The sequence below is a fragment of the methane-oxidizing endosymbiont of Gigantopelta aegis genome (assembly GCF_016097405.1).
Lineage (GTDB): Bacteria > Pseudomonadota > Gammaproteobacteria > Methylococcales > Methylomonadaceae > Methylomarinum.
Map to the genome: position 1 here is coordinate 453,230 of NZ_JAEHGD010000002.1, position 16,174 is coordinate 469,403.

Consider the following 16,174-nt stretch of genomic DNA (forward strand, 5'->3'; position numbering starts at 1 on the left):
ATTTAGGTAGGATAGGAATGGAGATTATATCAGCAGAGTTTCAAGCATGAGAAACCGGTGAGAAAATTATGAAAAAACCTGTTGAATCCCAGGCTGTGTTTAAAATAGGTCACTCTAAATGGCTGAGAAATAGCCTGTATGGAATACATTTTTTAGCCGCAATCGCGTGTTGGCAGGCGCAATTAACGGGTGAAACAAGAGCTATGCTATTGATTTTAGTTTTGATTAGTTTAATTTTTCAGCGTAACCGTTATACTAAAAGCCTCTGCTTTTTATATTTTCGCGATGATAAAGGCTGGTTTTTCAGTTCGGATGGGAAACACAGTAAACCGGTGTTGATCAAAATGATCACGCGCTTTTCGCCTTTTTTTGTCGTTGTGACGTTACAGCTTGAGCACGAAATAAAACGGCTGATAATCTGTGGAGATAGTATGAAGCAAGATATGTTCAGGCGATTGAATGTTCTTTTAAAGGTAACGCATTGAGAGGTAAATGTGACAACAAATTCCGATCACCAATCTCTGGTAATAGCGATAAAAAATTTACCGCCACTATCTAAAAATAATATTCGCATCATCAATACGGTGAATAACCCGGATGTTGATGTCGATGAGCTCGTGGCTGTTCTGTCTTCCTGTCCGGTTTTGGTGGCACGATTATTGGGATTGGCCAATTCGTCCTATTTTGGTCGTACAACGCCGATTACGGATTTAAAGGTTGCGATTATTCAAGTGCTGGGTTTTAATCTGGTTAAAAGCTTGGCGTTGAGTATTGCGTTAAATATTGAATTTGATACCAAGGCGTGCCCTGAATTTGATGCGGAATTTTATTGGAATTTCATTCTGACGCAAGCCTTTTTAGCACAAAAATTGGCGTCAAAGCATTCAGATGAGAGTTTGTCGGCAACGCGGGTTTATAGTACGGCTTTGATGACCGAGATCGGGATTTTGGCGGCTGTGTTTGTGTGGCCGAAAGAAATGAATGCTGTTTTTTCGACCTGCGAAAAAAACCTGGACTGTATCAATGAACACATTAACCTTAGGTTTGGCATGAACTATTACGAATTAGGTTATTTGTTACTACGCCGCTGGCATTTGCCGGAAATTTATTCCCGGCCATTAAAGGCGTTAGCGTCTAATTCCAGGGACGCAGAAGATGCCATGTTGGTACTTTTGTTGCGTTTAGGACGAAAATTAACCCAGCAGCTATTTGCGGGCGAGATTGATGATTTAACGCTATATAGCCAGGAGCTCAACCGGTTTTCCTGGACAGAGCAGTCTTTTTCTGAGGTTTTACAAGACCTCGAAATGCGAAAGGCCGAGATTCAGGAATTAGCCGCCATTATTACAGGGTAGCGTCATGACAGATGATAAAGCATCCAAAAAATTAGTACCTGATCATTTGGAAAATGTTTTTGTCGACTTATTGGATGCTTTATCCGCCGTTAAACAATTATCTGAAATCAGTTGCCTGGACGCTGATGAAGAAGTCTTGATAAAAAAAGCCCTCAGTACACTGGTGCATAACCAAGATATGGAGCGCTGTTCTTTCTTTAAGCTGGTCGATAACGACCGATTGGTCAATGTTGCGGGATTGAGTTATTTGGAGGCGGTGGATGATACCGATTTTTTTGCAACGCCACAAGAGTTTAAAGTCGGTGAAGCAGGGCAATCGGGTTTAAAAAAGGGTTGAAATTATAATTTAGATAAGGTATTGGTTTTATCATTTTGATTATAAATGACAGTTACCCCAACGGCCTCAATTATCCACCATTTTTCAACGATTGCTGATCCAAGAGTAGATCGGCGAAAGAAGCATCAACTCACTGATATATTTTTCATCACCTTGTGTGCGACTATTTGTGGAGCCGATAACTGGGTGGCCATTGAAAAATTTGGAAAGGCTAAAGAAAGCTGGTTCACTGAACAGCTTGGTTTAGAAAATGGAATCCCTTCACATGATACGTTGGGTGCTGTTTTTGCCGCCATAGATACGGAACAATTTAGTCAATGCTTCTCAAACTGGGTGGCCGATCTAGCGGACTTGGTTGAAGAAGATATTATTGCAATGGATGGCAAATGCTTAAGGCGCAGTATTGATAAAGCCTCAAATAAGTCAGCCATCTATATGGTGAGCGCCTGGTCGCGGAAAAACAGTTTGGTTTTAGGTCAGGCGAAAGTGGATGATAAATCAATGAAATTACGGCCATACCCAAACTTCTGTCGCGTTTGGATATTGCAGGCGCTTTGATTACAATTGATGCAATGGGGTGCCAAAGAAAATAGCCAAACAGATTATCGACCAAGGCGGTGACTATGTTTTGAGTTTAAAAGGAAATCATGGCACCTTACATGAGGATGTAAAGGCCTATTTTACATCCGCTTTATCGCTCAGAAATTGCCACAAAAACCGTCAATGGTGAGCATGGGCGAATTGAAACGCGTTCTGTTCGTGTCACGGATGAGATTGAATGGTTAAAAAGGAGCATTCCTGGTCAGGATTAAAAAGTATTATTGCCGTCACAGCCACAAGAGAAGTGGATGAAAAAATAACCGAGGAAACACGCTATTTTATAAGCAGTTTAAGCGCAAACGATCCAAACAAGTTAGAGCATGCTGTTCGCGCTCATTGGGCGATTGAAAATAACTTGCATTGGGTTCTTGATCTTGCTTTTGATGAGGATAGCAACCGAACCCGCAAAGGATATAGTGCTTCAAACTTAGCTGTCATTCGACACATGGCCTTAAATTTAATAAAAGCCGAGGAAACGGCCAAAGTCGGTGTAAAAACCAAGCGAATGATGGCAGGGTGGGATAATGATTATTTACTCAAGATTCTTGGTGTAATTTAAACCCGATTGCCCTGGTCGGTGAAGGGCTGATTGGTTTGGCCGCTCAAACGAGAGCTTTGCAACATTGCCATAATAGCCAAACAGACGAGCGCTTAAAACAAGAGAATGATGGGACAGGGCAAAAACTACCTGGCTCGATTATCAGTGTGCCCGTTTTTGCTGGTAATTTAGAGTTGGTCGGCGTATTGAATGTTTCGCACCCCGAGCCGTATTTTTTTACTGAATGGCATATTCGATTGCTGGAAATCTATAAAAATATTTTAGGGCAGCTGATCAGTAATTTTCGCCTGTTTCAGAAAATGGATGCGGAAATCGCCGCAAGAACTGCAAAGTTGCAACAATCTTATGAAGATGTCAAACGCTTGAAAGAACATTATCAAAATATTTCGGTTAAAGATGATCTGACCGGATTATTCAATCGGCGTCATTTCTATAATCATGCTTCGGTCGTTCTGGCACGGTTTTATCGTTATCATGAGCCTATGTGCATCTTGTTACTTGATTTGGATCATTTTAAAAAAATCAACGATACCTATGGTCATGCAGTAGGCGATGATGTGTTGGTTACGGTTGCCGATACGTTAAAAAAAGAAGTTCGAGAATGTGATATTTTAGTGCGTTTTGGCGGTGAGGAATTTGTCATTATTTTTACCAATACCTCGTGTGACAATGGTATCCACTTTGCCACACGCATTCGTAAAAAAATTGCTGAGTTAAAATTAGACATTACAAATCCGCCGTTATCGGTTACTGTCAGTATTGGCCTGTTTTGTCTGGATTCAACGTGTTATTCGACGGATAAGACAGAGAGCGAAATGTCTATCGACAATGTTGTTCATTATGCCGATACCGCACTATATCAAGCTAAAAAACAAGGGCGCAATTGTGTGGTTCGCTATTGTCAGCCTGACAATGTCTGATGCTTGAGGAACAAATTTAACCCAGACAGTTCAAGTTGATACAATAGCCGTTTTTTTAAACGGATAAAGGCTCTTGAAAGACACCATCTTACTCGTCGGTCACGGCTCCCGTGACGCGCACGGCAACCAAGAAATTGAACAATTTGCCCAAAACTGGCGACAGCAGCATCCTGATTGGTGCATTGACGTTTGCTTTATTGAATTCGCGGATGTTTTATTGGATGAAGGGTTCGATAAGGCGGCAATCGATTCTCAGCGTGTTATCGTCATCCCGTTAATCTTAAATGCGGCGGGCCATGTCAAAATGGAAATTCCTGCTCATTTACAAAAAGCGCGGCAACGCCACCCCCAAGTTGAATTTATTTTAGCTCGGCATCTAGGGGCGAATGAGACACTGTTGAAATTACTGAAACAAAGTCTCAGCCAAGTTATGGCTTCGCTGTATATGCCCGATCCGAAAACGACGGGGGTGATCGTATTAGGTCGAGGTTCTTCCGATAAAGTCGCGAATGGCGAACTAGCAAAACTGGCACGCTGGTTATGGGAAGAAACCGACCATGAACTCGTCGACATTGCCTTTACCGGGATTACCTATCCCAGGCTGGAACAGGCGGTTCAGCGTCAGGTCAGGCTGGGTATGACGCAGATTGCTGTGTTACCGTATTATCTCTACACTGGCACCTTGATAAATCGGATTCATCAGCAAATCGAGTGTTTGCGTCAGCAATATCCAACACTGCGTATCGGTTTAGGGCAATATTTAGGTTTTGCCGACGAAATTTATGCCATGTTGGATGACAAAGTGGGCTATTTAACAGAAAACACATCCTCACAAATGCTTGAATGTGATGGTTGTCAATATCGGCAATTTGCTGAGGAGCACGGTGCCGGGCACCATCATGAACACGACCACACATAGGTATGATAAATGCAAACTCGTAATAGCGTCACTGAACAGTTGACCCGGGCCGGTCAGAAAATAGAGCATGACTCTTTCGCCATCGTTGATAAGGAAGCTGGTACGCATGATTATAATGATGCCGAATGGCAGATCGTTCGTCGTATGATCCATGCGACAGCGGATTTTGAATTTAACGGTCTAACACAGTTTCATCCCGATGCCGTTGCCGCAGGTCTTTCTGCGATCAAAAATGGTGCAAATATTATTGCTGATGTCGAAATGATTTGTGTGGGCTTGTCCAAACCACGATTAAGCCATTTTGGTGTTAAAACCTATCATTTCATTGCCGATGAGGATGTCATTGCCGCTGCCAGAGCTGAAAATACTACGCGCGCCGTACAAGCAATGCGCAAGGCGCAGAGTAAGGGATTGCTTGAAAACAGTATTGTCGCCGTCGGCAATGCGCCTACCGCATTGTTGGAAGTAAACCGAATGGTGCGGCAGCAACAACTTAAACCGGCTTTGATTGTCGGCATGCCAGTCGGATTTGTCTCAGCAGCCGAGTCAAAAGCCGATAGCGCTCAATTAAATGAGGTGCCGTGGATTGTCACAGACGGCCGTAAAGGCGGCTCTACCTTAGTTGTGGCTGCGATTCATGCGTTATTGGCATTGGCCGAGCAGGCACAAAAACACGCCCGTTAATGCGTAGCAAAAAGAAGAAAGGCACTCGCAAAGGATTTACTACCGGGGCCTGTTCTGCGGCCGCAGCGCGGGCAGCGATGACCGGGTTATTACAGGGTCAGGTGCCAGAGCAGATCGAATCGTTGCTGCCTAATGGGCAGCGGGTAATCTTTCCGGTGACTGATGGGTGGGTGAAGGATGCTACAGCTCATGCTGTCGTGATTAAAGATGCCGGTGATGATCCTGATTGCACAGATAAAGCCCATTTGACTGCTGATGTGGCAGTGATTGATGCGGCAGCGGGAGATATCCGCATTGAGGGTGGAACAGGCGTTGGCATTATCACTATGCCCGGCCTGGGGCTAGATGTGGGTGGGCCTGCCATCAACCCAGTGCCATACCGAAATATCATCGAGAATATTAACGAAGTCGCCGCATCTTGGCTGAAAAACAACGCCCTTCGTGTCACTATTTCGGTGCCCGGGGGAGAGGAAATGGCTAAAAAAACCCTGAATGACCGCTTAGGTATTATCGGGGGGATTTCCATTTTAGGAACTACCGGTATCGTCCATCCCTATTCAACGGCGGCTTTTAGGGCAAGTGTCGTGCAGGGTATCGAAGTGGCTGCCAATCAAAGGCAGGAATGTGTTGTTTTAACCACCGGCGGGCGTACCGAAAAATTTACCATGCGCCAATTACCAAATCTGGATTCAGCCTGTTTTGTACAGATGGGTGATTTTCTTGGGCCAGCTTTAGATGCCGCGCAGCAACATGGTATCAAGCAGATTATTATTGGTGGTATGGTGGGAAAATTAAGCAAAATTGCACAAGGTGAAATCATCACTCATGCACGCCGCAACCCGGTTAATACAGACTTGTTAGCACAAATGGCTGCCGTTGCCGGTGCCGATGAGACGGTGTGTGATGAAATCAGGCAGGGCGAAACAGCCCGTTTTGCAGGCGAGAGACTGGAAGCATTGGGTTTGGCCGAGGCCTTCTACCAGGAGCTTTGTCGACGTGTCGTTGCAACCTTGGAAGGACGCTACCCGGGCATTTTCCAATACCGTATTCTGATGTGTGATTTCGAAGGGGAGAAATTGGTGGATTATCATGGCTAAAAACTGCGCCGTCATTGGTGTTTTAGATAATGGCACGGCAGGATTAAGCGCAGAGGCATTGGAGTGGATACACGCCGCTGACCTGGTAATCGCTGCCGCTCGCACCTTGGACTTATTTAAAGACCGTATCGCCCAAGCCGAACGACGTGATTTGACCGGTAGCCTAAGCGCCGTTCCAGACTGGATCAGCCAGGCCATGCAGCAGCAAAAAAATGTTGTGGTATTGGCGACAGGCGATCCTTTGTGTCATGGCATCGGCAGCTATTTGATTAAAAAACTGGGTTCGGAAGTTTTAAGTTTTTACCCCAATGTTTCGACCATTCAACTGGCCTGCGCACGCTTTGCAATACCGTGGCAAACCTTCAAAATTTGTTCGGTACATAGCAAAGATGCAGGCGAATGGACGGTCGGTGCCGATGCGCGGCATGGTTTGTATGCCTTGCTGCAAGATATTGTTCACTATGACAAGCTGGCGATTCTGACCAGTCCTGAAAATAACCCAGCCCGAATTGCGCGGCTGCTGCTGGCTGAAGGACTGGATCAGGAGTTTACCTTGCAGGTTGCCGAAGATTTGTTAAAAGTCAGTGAAAAGCTATTTCAGGGTTATTCGGTTGCAGACATTGCACAACTTGATTTCAATGGTAACGATGTCTTGTTGTTACAACGGAAAACGGCAGTGCAGATGCGGCCTGTATTTGGCTCCGATGACGCCGATTTCAAACAGCGCAAACCGGATAAGGGGCTGATTACCAAACGGGAGGTTCGCGCTGTATCGCTGGCCAATATGCAGCTTGACCCGAGCAGTATCATCTGGGACATTGGGGCAGGGTCGGGATCTGTAGGGATAGAGGCCGCTAGAATCGCCCATCGTGGGCATGTCTATGCGGTGGAAAAAAACAGTTTAGATGCCGATATTGCTCAACAAAATGCACGTGATTTCGATATTCATAATTATACCTTGATTCAGGCTAAAGCCCCTGAAGGCTTAGACGATTGGCCCGATCCCGATGCCGTATTCATTGGGGGTTCCGGGGGCGAGTTGGCAAACTTGATTGAGTATTGTATGCAGCGTTTGCATGACTGTGGCCGGCTGGTGATGAATTTTGTGACCCTGGAAAATATGCATACGGCAATAGAAATCTTAAAAAAAACCGAATGGCGTTGGAATTTTATTCAATTACAAGCCAATCGCAGTCAACCCATTTTACATATGCAGCGCATGCAGGCCGAGAACCCGGTCTGGATTGTCAGCGTGACTAAAGAGAAATGCTAATGGCTGTTCTATATGGTGTTTCCTTAGGGCCGGGCGACCCAGGACTGATTACCCGTAAAGCCTGGGAGTTGTTGAATTCTGATGCCGATTGGGTGTATCCGGTGCGTAAAAAAGGTGGTAAAAGTTATGCCTTAGCCATCGTTCAGGCGAGTGGTTTGCCCATTCCCGAATCATCTCAGGCATTGGTTTTTCCTATGACGCATGATATGGATATTTTGGCGCGATATTGGCTGCAAGCAGCCGAGGTGGTGGTTGACAAGTTGCGGGAGGGGCGCGATGTGGTTTTTCTGGTTGAAGGCGATGCCTCGACGTTTTCAACCTTTCAGCATTTGGCTAAAACCGTGATGGCGTTGGATGAGGATGCCGAGGTAGTGACCGTTCCTGGAGTGACATCGTTTAATGCAGCGGCGGCCAGAGCTGACATGCCGCTGGCCGATACCGATGATACGGTTGCAATTATACCGGCAGGCTATGGTTTGCAGATGATAGAGCGTCTGTTAGACGATTTTGATACGCTGGTTTTGTTGAAGGTTAAACCCTTGCTCGATGATATTTTAGCGTTGCTGGATCGGCGTCAATTATCGGATCAGGCCTGTTTTATTGAGAAAGCTGGCTCAAGCGAAGAAAAAATAGTCCATAATATTCAATCACTGAAGGGTAAAAAAGTTAATTACCTTTCGTTAATATTGGTGCATAATACCCAACGCAAACGCGGTGAAATGATTCGTGGCTGTCGTAAGAAAACGATATAAACTGCGTCCAAGTTATAAACAGAGGAGAATATAATGAATAAAACACAGCAAATGATTGCGGCAATCGTCGGTTTTTTTGTCATTGCATTTTTATTGGTTGGTGCGAATAAAGAACAAACGAACGAAGAAAGAGAAGCCGCTTCTATGATTCGCGCATTGGCTTCTATGCAGGGAATGGCGAATAAAAAATGCCCAGCATTGATCAAACAACATACGGGTAGCCAGGTTTATTTCCCAACCCGTACCGATACCGACAAAGCCACCTATGTCATGATGGAATGGGATGGGGAGCCTGGTGATAACTTTAAAAAAGCAACTTGTGTTTTACACCTGAAAGTTGGTGGTGTATCTAAATTAGTGATAGACGATAAAGTTATTATCGACAAAAAAGTATAAGTCTTTGTTGAACAGGCAGAATTATCGCATTCTGCCTGTCGCACATTTATCCGACTGTTTTACTAGGTTATAATAAAGCTTTTTAGGTTGGTAAAACATGGATACCCCCCGAATCGCATTGGTGGCAATCACCAAACATGGTGCTGCACAAGTTGCAGCACTAGCAAGGCAGCTTCCTCAAGCTGAAATTCTGATATCTGAACGATTCTCTCCGGCCATTGACGGCGCGGAAAACCGGGTGAAGACCTATCAAGGCCCATTCCGCAATCAAATCGCCGATTTATTTTTAGATTATGATCAAATCGTATTTTTTGTATCCTTAGGAGCCGTTGTTCGATTGATCGCGCCGTTTTTAAAGTCTAAAGATGAAGACCCGGGGGTTATTGTCATCGATGATGCCGGACAGTATGTGATTCCGGTATTGTCTGGGCATGTCGGCGGGGCGAATGCCTGTGCCGAAATGCTGGCGGAACGAATGGGTGCTCAAGCGGTGCTGACAACGGCTTCCGATGTGGGCAAGACAATTCCAGTCGATATTTTAGGGCGGGAATTGGGGTGGAAAGTGGAAGCACCAAAAATCAATATTACTCGGGTTTCCGCGCATGTGGTGAATGAAGAGCCAGTGGCTTTTGTGCAGGAAGCGGGCAGCCCTGATTGGTGGACACGTTCAACGCCATTACCTGAAAATATTCATTTATTTGAACGCTTCGAAGATGTCGATCTGGATCGTTTTAAAGCCATTTTATGGGTAACAGAACGCGACATCGAACCGGCTTTATGGCAACAGTTAGACGAAAAGCTGGTGGTCTATCGGCCATGACAGAAGCTTTGACGCTGGGTATTGGTTGTGACCGAGGAACCTCGCTTGAAACTTTGGAAACTGCAGTTGAGCAAGCGTTAGCCACTACCGGCAAGACGAAAGGTCAGGTTCAGCAGCTCGCTACAATCGATAAAAAACAGGATGAGAACTGCATTTTACAATTGGCTGAAAAATACACCTGGCCTCTACATTTTTTTAGTGCAGAACAGTTATCCCGGGTTGAGGTGCCGAGTCCTTCGGCTGTGGTGTTGAAATACATGGGTACGCCATCAGTGTCTGAAGCTGCGGCTATTTTAGCGGCGGCGACCGACCAATCCGATTTGTTATTGGAAAATACAAATATCGTGGCGCAGACAATAAGAATGCCACGGTTTCAATCGTCAGGATGAGAAAGACAGTATGAGTGGAAAAATTTATCTGGTCGGATTTGGGCCAGGCGCAGAACAGCATATGACATTTAAAGCCCGGCAGGCGATTGCCGATTCCGATGTTGTCATTGGCTATACCACCTATATCAAGCTGGTTAAGGATTTGCTTGAAGGTAAGGAAGTGGTCAAAAAAGGCATGACCGAAGAGATTGACCGTTGTATCGAAGCTTATGAGCAGGCCAAGGCAGGTAAAACGGTGGCGCTGATTTCATCTGGCGATATTGGGGTGTATGGCATGGCAGGGCCAACCTATGAGGTTTTATTGCAAGCCGGTTGGCAGCCTGGTGGGGATATTGAGGTTGAAATCGTACCTGGCTGTACGGCATTATCGGCTTGTGCCTCGCTGGTTGGCGCGCCACTGACACATGATTTTTGTTCAATTTCACTGTCTGATTTGTTGACTCCATGGCCGGTGATTGCCCAGCGCTTGGAGGCTGCAGCCCGTGCCGATTTTGTCGTCGCTCTTTATAATCCCAAAAGTGGCCGGCGTACCCAGCAGATTGTCGAGGCGCAAAAATCATGTTGCGCTATCGTGACCCGGCCACGCCAGTCGCCATTGTGAAATCGGCTTATCGCAAGCGGCAGTCGATTCAAATGGTACGCTTAGATGAAATGTCAGACTGTGAAATTGGAATGCTGACGACGGTATTGATTGGAAATTCCTCGACCTTCGTTCAACAGGGACTGATGATTACGCCGCGCGGTTACGCCAATAAATACCAGAGCTTGACCGGCGAAGCCAGGTCGGGTGAGCAGGCCGGGCGTTCCTTGAGTATGGGGCTTGAGGGCTGGCAGGCTTGTTTACGTCAATATCTGGCCGAACATGACGTAACGCTGGAAAAAGCGGCTGAATATTTTTCGGTACCAGTGGGAGCTGTTCTGGAGGCAATTGCTGCAGGTGAGGACGCAGGCCTTTGGCATGCACGTCAGGTTATAAAGAGTAAACAAGATACTTTGTGGCAGGAAATGCAATCGTGGGGACGATTACGTGCCATCGTCAGAGCCGAAGCCGGTGCTGTGACTGAATTGTTTTTGCAAGCCAAAGATTTTAAGCAGCGCGGTGATTGGCTCAATATTGAAAATGATGCCTTTCATTTACATATAAATCATCAGAAAATCGATCGCGTGTGGCTTGGTTGGCGTGAGGGAAAATCCTATGGCGTTCATTTTGTCGATGACAAAGGCAGTTTGGTTTTCAGGCTATTATTGATGAAGCAGGATGGGGAATTTACTGAGCAGACGCTCAATGCCTATCGGCATACTTGGCAAGAGATGGAGGCGTAAACAGATGACAGAAAAAATTAAACCGACAATGATGAATTACCGACGCCACTTATTGGTCTGTGTCGGTGAACGCTGTACAGAAAATGGAGCAGGTCAGAGTTTGTATGACAGCTTGCGAGATAAATTCAAGCAGGCTGGCTTAAATAGTGGTGATTTAAGAGTCAAACGCTCGCGCGCGACCTGTTTTGGCACCTGTAAAACCGGGCCACTGATTTGTGTGCAGCCCGATGGCGTTTGGTATTATGATATTGACGAGACAAAACTAGATAGAATTATCGAGCAACATTTGATCGGTGGTCAACCGGTCAAAGAATGGATCTACCATCAGGGTCCAGGTGTTTAAACAGGAATGATGGGGCAGGGAAGAGTTTTAAGCGTTTAGTGAATCTGAAAAAACAAAGATAACAGGTCTGCGTTTCCGGACCTATGCATAGCGCGTTTTTTGTGTGTGATGAGACAAAATGTTTTTTCAGGTGTTTTGGATCAATAGAGGTAACTAAATGGTAAGACAAGAGAATAAAGGTTTTTTAAAAACCTGGAAAGATGACAGAGGGTTTGGGTTTATCAAACCGGACGATGGCAGTCAGGATGTATTTATTCATATTACGGCATTAGCAGGCATGGCTAGACGCCCATTCCGGGGCGATACCATTTATTATCAGGTGGAAGAAGACGCCGATGGCAAACGTAAGGCCATCAATGCTCGTATTGAAGGGGTGGCGAATGTCGAAGAAAAAGGCATTAACTACAAATGGTTATGGATTATTGCAATCCTGCTGGGGTTAGTCAGTGCGACGGCGGCAGGCTGGTACCTGGCTCAATATTAATTTCTCCTTATACAACACCCGGTTCAGCCGGGTGTTTTTATATTTGCCTCAGCATTATGACAGATTCACAAAAATGGCTTGCCCTGGTTATCACATTATTACTGTTTGGGCTGATTTCATTGCTCACACCAGTTTTGTTGCCCTTTGTTATTTCCGCAATTCTGGCTTATCTGGGGGACCCGCTGGTCGATCGCCTGGAAATGATTCAAATCAAAAACTGGCGACTAGGAAGGACATTAGCCGTTATTCTGGTATTTCTGATTATCATCTTGTCTTTGATAACCGTATTGCTGATTATCATTCCAGGGCTGGAGTCACAGGTCAGTTTGTTTTTTGGCAAATTACCCAATTATATTCGATGGCTCAATCAAATACTGTTGCCGTGGATTCAGCAGGCTTTGAATATGGAGATCAAGCCTTTTGATAGCAGCGAATTGATTGAGGTGCTCAAACAGCATTGGCAAAAAGCCGGCGGTATTCTCAGTACGGTTATTGGTTCGGTTTCACAATCTAGTGCGGTGATTGCTCAATGGTTGATGAATATTTTTCTGATTCCAGTAATTACCTTCTATTTATTACGCGATTGGGATATTCTGGTCGCTAAAATACATGATTTAATTCCTCGCCGTTATGCATCGACTATCGCCAAACTGGCACGGGAATCTGACCGGGTTCTGGCAGCATTTTTTCGCGGGCAATTTTACGTCATGCTGGCCTTAGGCATAATTTATTCCATCGGCTTAGCCATGACCGGGCTGGAATTAGCCCTGTTGATTGGAATATTATCTGGCATGATCAGTTTCGTACCCTATTTGGGAGCTATTACAGGTATTGTTTTGGCCTGTCTGGCCGCCATTGTTCAATTTCAAGATGTGATGTATCTGATTCCGGTTATGGCCGTTTTTGCTGTGGGTCAGGTACTTGAAAGCACTGTGCTGACGCCTTTGTTAGTGGGCGACCAGGTCGGTTTGCATCCAGTCGCTGTTATTTTTGCGATTTTGGCGGGAGGCCAGTTATTTGGTTTTATGGGCGTGTTGTTGGCACTTCCTGTGGCGGCAGTCATCATGGTGATATTACGCCATATTCATGAACTTTATCGAGACAGCGCTTTTTACAGCCATTCTCAAAAACGATGAAGATACGCTGGTTTTTGATTTTGTGTCTGTCTGTGTTACAGGTTCAGGCCAGTGATGTTGGACGGGAACAGCGCTATGCTGCTTTGGTGCAACAAACTCTGAAAACAGGCGACATCGTTTGGCTCAAGCACAAAGATCGTAAATTTATTGCCTTGTACACACAAACAGAGCAAGATAAAAACCTGGGGGCGGCGATTATTTTGCATGACCGGGGCGGCTATCCTGACCAGTTCCCGCTGATACATGGCTTAAGAATAGAATTACCGGCGCATCGCTGGGCCAGCCTATCTTTGCAATTGCCGATTCTTGAAGAGGGCGCACCGATGGGTGATTATCAAAGCTTGAGCGTGGAAACACTGGCGCGGATCGATGCTGCTGTAAATTTTTTGCGACAACATCAAGCTGAAAATATCGTTCTGGTTGGGGTTGGTTTGGGCGCAAGCGATGCTTTGGCCTATGCCGCCCAAAATAATAGGATAAAGGCTCTTGTTCTTATCAGTACGTTTGTGCCGGCTGATAAACAAAAACAACAGCAATTTATAACTAAACTATCTGCGCTAAACATACCGGTACTGGATATTTATGCCGAAAATGATTGGCTGCAAACGCGACTGACAGCGCGAAAACGACGTTTAGCCGGGCGTGAAAACGCCGATTTTCGGCAGCTTATCATGCCGGATACCGGACACGCCTGGCGACATACTGAAGTTTTACTGATTAAGCGGGTATACAGTTGGTTGAGTCGTCAATTTTTGTAATGTCTTTGATAGACATAAATCCTATGTGAAGGAGAACATGCACTGTAACTACTCGCACGGTAATCATTTAGTGTCCGTAGGGTATTGATTTTTCAGGCTTGTGCAACAAGGATGTTGCACAAGCCTGAAAAATCAATACCCTAAACCCAGTGTTTCTGAAGGGGCGAGTAGTTACCATGCACTTTTTAATGATGCATCGTTAGAGGTTCCGATGCTGTCACAATCAAATTTCCTGACTCAGTGGCATGGCGGCGATTCACAAAATAACTGCTTCCCTTTATCTTTTTAGCCTGATGTTTTGATTCGGCTAGTAAATCAGCCAGTTCAAGATGTGATGTGCAACCAACCATGGCATCTGCGGTGACAATGCCGATGGACAGGCTGAGCAATGGAAAAAAACAGGGTTTTCCGGAGCGATCGGTGGCTTTTATTCCGCCCGCTTTTTGATGTTCTGGGGTATATAGCAGTTTGGCCTGGCGGTCAAAATCAGCCAGGATTTTTTTGCAACAATTTTCCCAGTTTTGTGAGGTAAAAATCATCACAAAATCATCGCCGCCGATATGACCAACAATATCGTTTTCATTGTCTCGGGCGGCGACCAGTGTTTCTGCAACCAGTTTGATGGCTTCATCTCCCTTGGCGAAGCTGTAAATATCATTGAAGGGCTTGAAATTATCCAGATCGAAATAGGCCAGGGTGAATTGTTGTTTCTCCTGCAGCATATTGTCAATCATTTGGTTAATCGGCGTAATACCCGGCAGTAGGGTGAGCGGGTTGGCATGCTGTGCATTTTTGATTTGCTGGGTGGTGATGATTTGCAATAAATCCATGACTGTAGCAATACCGCAATACTCGCCATTTTCAGTAACCATGAAGGCGCTATGACTGTCATGTTGCAGATCTGTGATTTGCTGACTGACGGCCTCGGTCGTGTCAAAACGATCGACGATAATGGGGGGTGTTTCGATGAACTGGTCTACTGTTTGACGGCCGTAGAGGTCTATCCCATAACGACTAGCAAAGAGTTTGCTCAAAAATTTATCCTTATAAACCAATCCTTTGGGAATGTTGTTTTCAACCAGAGGTAAAACGGATAGGTCACTATTTTTTTGAAATAAGTCCAGGACTTCAATGTTGGGCGTATGCGGTGAAATAGCTTCAATCTTTTGCATGATGCTATCAATGCGTGGACCGGTATGCAGTTTAGGTATTTTAGCGTTATTAGTTTTTTTGTCGGGTAATATACCGTTGACAATTTTTGTTGGGGGGGTTGTGGAGGGGCGTGCCAGAAAATAGCCTTGTATAAAACAAACGCCTAGTTCTTCCATGACTTGAAACTCTTCTTTTGTTTCTATGCCTTCAGCAATCACACGGCAATTAGTGGCTCGTGCCATGGTTTGAATAGAGCGGACAAAATTGCGTTTTACGGGGTCTTTATCAATATCCTGAATAAAATGGCGATCGATCTTGACATAATCGGGCAGTAATTCAGTCCATACTCGAAGGCTGGAATAGCCGGCACCTAAATCATCTAAAGCAATCTCAAAACCCATCTTTCGGTAATGTAGTAAGGCATCCCGAATCAGATTGAAGTCATGAAACGGGTGGTATTCAGTCAGTTCAATTACAACCCGGGATGGTGTGATGCCGGCTTGCTCCAAATAATTCAGGGTTCGACCCTGGCTGGCTTGTTTATCCATCAATACCAACGGATTGATGTTCAAAAATAATTTTCCATCAAAAGGCAGTTTGGAAAATTGCTCAATATTATTTTTACGACAGGCGTGGTCAAGCTGAGCTGATAAATTTTGTTGATCTGCCAGGCTAAACAGGCTGACAGGATTATGTAATTGGCTGTCTGAAGGGCCGCGGATTAAGGCTTCGTACGCATAAATTGTGCGCTCACGGGTGGAGACGATCGGCTGAAAAAGAGAAGTGAGTTGTTGTTTTTCTATGATTTGAACGAGTTCTTGAGCGGGGTCCTGCATGTCATTGTCCGAATATTTGAGATAACAGACAGAAAAAAATA

Annotated in this window: 22 protein-coding genes; 21 read left to right on the forward strand and 1 reads right to left on the reverse strand. The window is 45.3% G+C overall.

Annotated features, from left to right (window positions below; translation table 11 throughout):
* The first annotated feature begins 68 nt into the window (after positions 1–68).
* The 21 genes from JEU20_RS13050 to JEU20_RS13135 all read left to right on the forward strand — a co-directional run bounded on the left by JEU20_RS13050 (position 69) and on the right by JEU20_RS13135 (position 14,145).
* On the forward strand, positions 69–485 hold the full coding sequence (locus JEU20_RS13050; RefSeq protein ID WP_198246580.1) for a protein YgfX: 417 nt from the start codon (positions 69–71) through the stop codon (positions 483–485).
* A gap of 9 nt (positions 486–494) precedes the next feature.
* Positions 495–1,355 (forward strand): HDOD domain-containing protein, encoded by an 861-nt coding sequence (locus JEU20_RS13055; protein WP_198246581.1) that lies wholly within the window; start codon positions 495–497, stop codon positions 1,353–1,355.
* Between the two features lie 4 nt (positions 1,356–1,359).
* Positions 1,360–1,692, forward strand: coding sequence for a hypothetical protein (locus JEU20_RS13060; protein WP_198246582.1), 333 nt, complete (start codon positions 1,360–1,362; stop codon positions 1,690–1,692).
* 45 nt (positions 1,693–1,737) lie between these two features.
* On the forward strand, positions 1,738–2,250 hold the full coding sequence (locus JEU20_RS15970) for an ISAs1 family transposase (protein WP_425356717.1): 513 nt from the start codon (positions 1,738–1,740) through the stop codon (positions 2,248–2,250).
* Positions 2,251–2,269: 19 nt separating this feature from the next.
* Positions 2,270–2,422: a hypothetical protein gene (locus tag JEU20_RS15975; protein ID WP_425356718.1), complete on the forward strand. Its 153-nt coding sequence runs from the start codon at positions 2,270–2,272 to the stop codon at positions 2,420–2,422.
* Positions 2,423–2,470: 48 nt separating this feature from the next.
* The gene (locus tag JEU20_RS15980) at positions 2,471–2,851 is read left to right on the forward strand and encodes an ISAs1 family transposase (protein ID WP_245395068.1); all 381 of its coding nucleotides are present in this window, start codon (positions 2,471–2,473) and stop codon (positions 2,849–2,851) included.
* An 11-nt stretch (positions 2,852–2,862) separates the two neighbouring features.
* Entirely contained in the window at positions 2,863–3,771 is a 909-nt protein-coding gene (locus tag JEU20_RS13070; protein WP_281066863.1) for a sensor domain-containing diguanylate cyclase, read from the forward strand.
* A gap of 73 nt (positions 3,772–3,844) precedes the next feature.
* Positions 3,845–4,690, forward strand: a complete 846-nt coding sequence (locus tag JEU20_RS13075) for a sirohydrochlorin chelatase (protein ID WP_198246584.1) — start codon at positions 3,845–3,847, stop codon at positions 4,688–4,690.
* A gap of 9 nt (positions 4,691–4,699) precedes the next feature.
* Positions 4,700–5,374 carry a precorrin-8X methylmutase gene (locus tag JEU20_RS13080; protein ID WP_198246585.1) on the forward strand — a complete coding sequence of 225 codons (675 nt, stop codon included), beginning with the start codon at positions 4,700–4,702 and terminating at the stop codon, positions 5,372–5,374.
* Positions 5,374–6,471, forward strand: coding sequence for a cobalt-precorrin-5B (C(1))-methyltransferase (locus JEU20_RS13085; RefSeq protein ID WP_198246586.1), 1,098 nt, complete (start codon positions 5,374–5,376; stop codon positions 6,469–6,471). Before JEU20_RS13080 ends, JEU20_RS13085 begins: the two co-directional genes overlap by 1 nt.
* The gene (gene cbiE, locus JEU20_RS13090; protein WP_198246587.1) at positions 6,464–7,744 is read left to right on the forward strand and encodes a precorrin-6y C5,15-methyltransferase (decarboxylating) subunit CbiE; all 1,281 of its coding nucleotides are present in this window, start codon (positions 6,464–6,466) and stop codon (positions 7,742–7,744) included. Before JEU20_RS13085 ends, cbiE begins: the two co-directional genes overlap by 8 nt.
* Positions 7,744–8,496 carry a precorrin-2 C(20)-methyltransferase gene (cobI, locus tag JEU20_RS13095; RefSeq protein ID WP_245395257.1) on the forward strand — a complete coding sequence of 251 codons (753 nt, stop codon included), beginning with the start codon at positions 7,744–7,746 and terminating at the stop codon, positions 8,494–8,496. The genes cbiE and cobI overlap by 1 nt, the downstream gene beginning before the upstream one ends.
* 33 nt (positions 8,497–8,529) lie before the next feature.
* Positions 8,530–8,892: a hypothetical protein gene (locus JEU20_RS13100; RefSeq protein ID WP_198246589.1), complete on the forward strand. Its 363-nt coding sequence runs from the start codon at positions 8,530–8,532 to the stop codon at positions 8,890–8,892.
* Positions 8,893–8,989: 97 nt separating this feature from the next.
* Positions 8,990–9,712, forward strand: coding sequence for a cobalamin biosynthesis central domain-containing protein (locus JEU20_RS13105; RefSeq protein WP_198246590.1), 723 nt, complete (start codon positions 8,990–8,992; stop codon positions 9,710–9,712).
* The gene (locus JEU20_RS13110; RefSeq protein WP_342590518.1) at positions 9,709–10,101 is read left to right on the forward strand and encodes a cobalamin biosynthesis protein; all 393 of its coding nucleotides are present in this window, start codon (positions 9,709–9,711) and stop codon (positions 10,099–10,101) included. Before JEU20_RS13105 ends, JEU20_RS13110 begins: the two co-directional genes overlap by 4 nt.
* A 10-nt stretch (positions 10,102–10,111) precedes the next feature.
* A complete protein-coding gene (gene cobJ, locus JEU20_RS15675) occupies positions 10,112–10,702 on the forward strand; it encodes a precorrin-3B C(17)-methyltransferase (protein WP_342590519.1) in 591 nt (196 codons plus the stop codon).
* Complete coding sequence (locus JEU20_RS15680) at positions 10,660–11,424, forward strand: ChuX/HutX family heme-like substrate-binding protein (RefSeq protein WP_342590520.1); 765 nt, start codon at positions 10,660–10,662, stop codon at positions 11,422–11,424. Before cobJ ends, JEU20_RS15680 begins: the two co-directional genes overlap by 43 nt.
* A 4-nt stretch (positions 11,425–11,428) precedes the next feature.
* The gene (locus JEU20_RS13120) at positions 11,429–11,767 is read left to right on the forward strand and encodes a (2Fe-2S) ferredoxin domain-containing protein (protein ID WP_198246591.1); all 339 of its coding nucleotides are present in this window, start codon (positions 11,429–11,431) and stop codon (positions 11,765–11,767) included.
* A 157-nt stretch (positions 11,768–11,924) separates the two neighbouring features.
* A complete protein-coding gene (locus JEU20_RS13125) occupies positions 11,925–12,251 on the forward strand; it encodes a cold shock domain-containing protein (protein WP_198246592.1) in 327 nt (108 codons plus the stop codon).
* A gap of 56 nt (positions 12,252–12,307) precedes the next feature.
* Positions 12,308–13,387 carry an AI-2E family transporter gene (locus JEU20_RS13130; RefSeq protein WP_198246593.1) on the forward strand — a complete coding sequence of 360 codons (1,080 nt, stop codon included), beginning with the start codon at positions 12,308–12,310 and terminating at the stop codon, positions 13,385–13,387.
* The gene (locus tag JEU20_RS13135) at positions 13,384–14,145 is read left to right on the forward strand and encodes a DUF3530 family protein (protein WP_198246594.1); all 762 of its coding nucleotides are present in this window, start codon (positions 13,384–13,386) and stop codon (positions 14,143–14,145) included. Before JEU20_RS13130 ends, JEU20_RS13135 begins: the two co-directional genes overlap by 4 nt.
* A gap of 185 nt (positions 14,146–14,330) precedes the next feature.
* Here the strand turns inward: JEU20_RS13135 and JEU20_RS13140 are convergent, their stop codons facing one another.
* Positions 14,331–16,133, reverse strand: coding sequence for a GGDEF domain-containing protein (locus JEU20_RS13140; RefSeq protein ID WP_198246595.1), 1,803 nt, complete (start codon positions 16,131–16,133; stop codon positions 14,331–14,333).
* Positions 16,134–16,174: the final 41 nt, after the last annotated feature.

Coding starts and splice junctions, on each gene's coding strand:
- JEU20_RS13050 (WP_198246580.1), top strand. CDS start 69: ATGAAAAAACCTGTTGAATCCCAGGCTGTGTTTAAAATAGGTCACTCT.
- JEU20_RS13060 (WP_198246582.1), top strand. CDS start 1,360: ATGACAGATGATAAAGCATCCAAAAAATTAGTACCTGATCATTTGGAA.
- JEU20_RS15970 (WP_425356717.1), top strand. CDS start 1,738: ATGACAGTTACCCCAACGGCCTCAATTATCCACCATTTTTCAACGATT.
- JEU20_RS15980 (WP_245395068.1), top strand. CDS start 2,471: ATGGTTAAAAAGGAGCATTCCTGGTCAGGATTAAAAAGTATTATTGCC.
- JEU20_RS13080 (WP_198246585.1), top strand. CDS start 4,700: ATGCAAACTCGTAATAGCGTCACTGAACAGTTGACCCGGGCCGGTCAG.
- JEU20_RS13085 (WP_198246586.1), top strand. CDS start 5,374: ATGCGTAGCAAAAAGAAGAAAGGCACTCGCAAAGGATTTACTACCGGG.
- cbiE (WP_198246587.1), top strand. CDS start 6,464: ATGGCTAAAAACTGCGCCGTCATTGGTGTTTTAGATAATGGCACGGCA.
- cobI (WP_245395257.1), top strand. CDS start 7,744: ATGGCTGTTCTATATGGTGTTTCCTTAGGGCCGGGCGACCCAGGACTG.
- JEU20_RS13100 (WP_198246589.1), top strand. CDS start 8,530: ATGAATAAAACACAGCAAATGATTGCGGCAATCGTCGGTTTTTTTGTC.
- JEU20_RS13105 (WP_198246590.1), top strand. CDS start 8,990: ATGGATACCCCCCGAATCGCATTGGTGGCAATCACCAAACATGGTGCT.
- JEU20_RS13110 (WP_342590518.1), top strand. CDS start 9,709: ATGACAGAAGCTTTGACGCTGGGTATTGGTTGTGACCGAGGAACCTCG.
- cobJ (WP_342590519.1), top strand. CDS start 10,112: ATGAGTGGAAAAATTTATCTGGTCGGATTTGGGCCAGGCGCAGAACAG.
- JEU20_RS15680 (WP_342590520.1), top strand. CDS start 10,660: ATGTTGCGCTATCGTGACCCGGCCACGCCAGTCGCCATTGTGAAATCG.
- JEU20_RS13120 (WP_198246591.1), top strand. CDS start 11,429: ATGACAGAAAAAATTAAACCGACAATGATGAATTACCGACGCCACTTA.
- JEU20_RS13125 (WP_198246592.1), top strand. CDS start 11,925: ATGGTAAGACAAGAGAATAAAGGTTTTTTAAAAACCTGGAAAGATGAC.
- JEU20_RS13130 (WP_198246593.1), top strand. CDS start 12,308: ATGACAGATTCACAAAAATGGCTTGCCCTGGTTATCACATTATTACTG.
- JEU20_RS13135 (WP_198246594.1), top strand. CDS start 13,384: ATGAAGATACGCTGGTTTTTGATTTTGTGTCTGTCTGTGTTACAGGTT.
- JEU20_RS13140 (WP_198246595.1), bottom strand. CDS start 16,133: ATGCAGGACCCCGCTCAAGAACTCGTTCAAATCATAGAAAAACAACAA.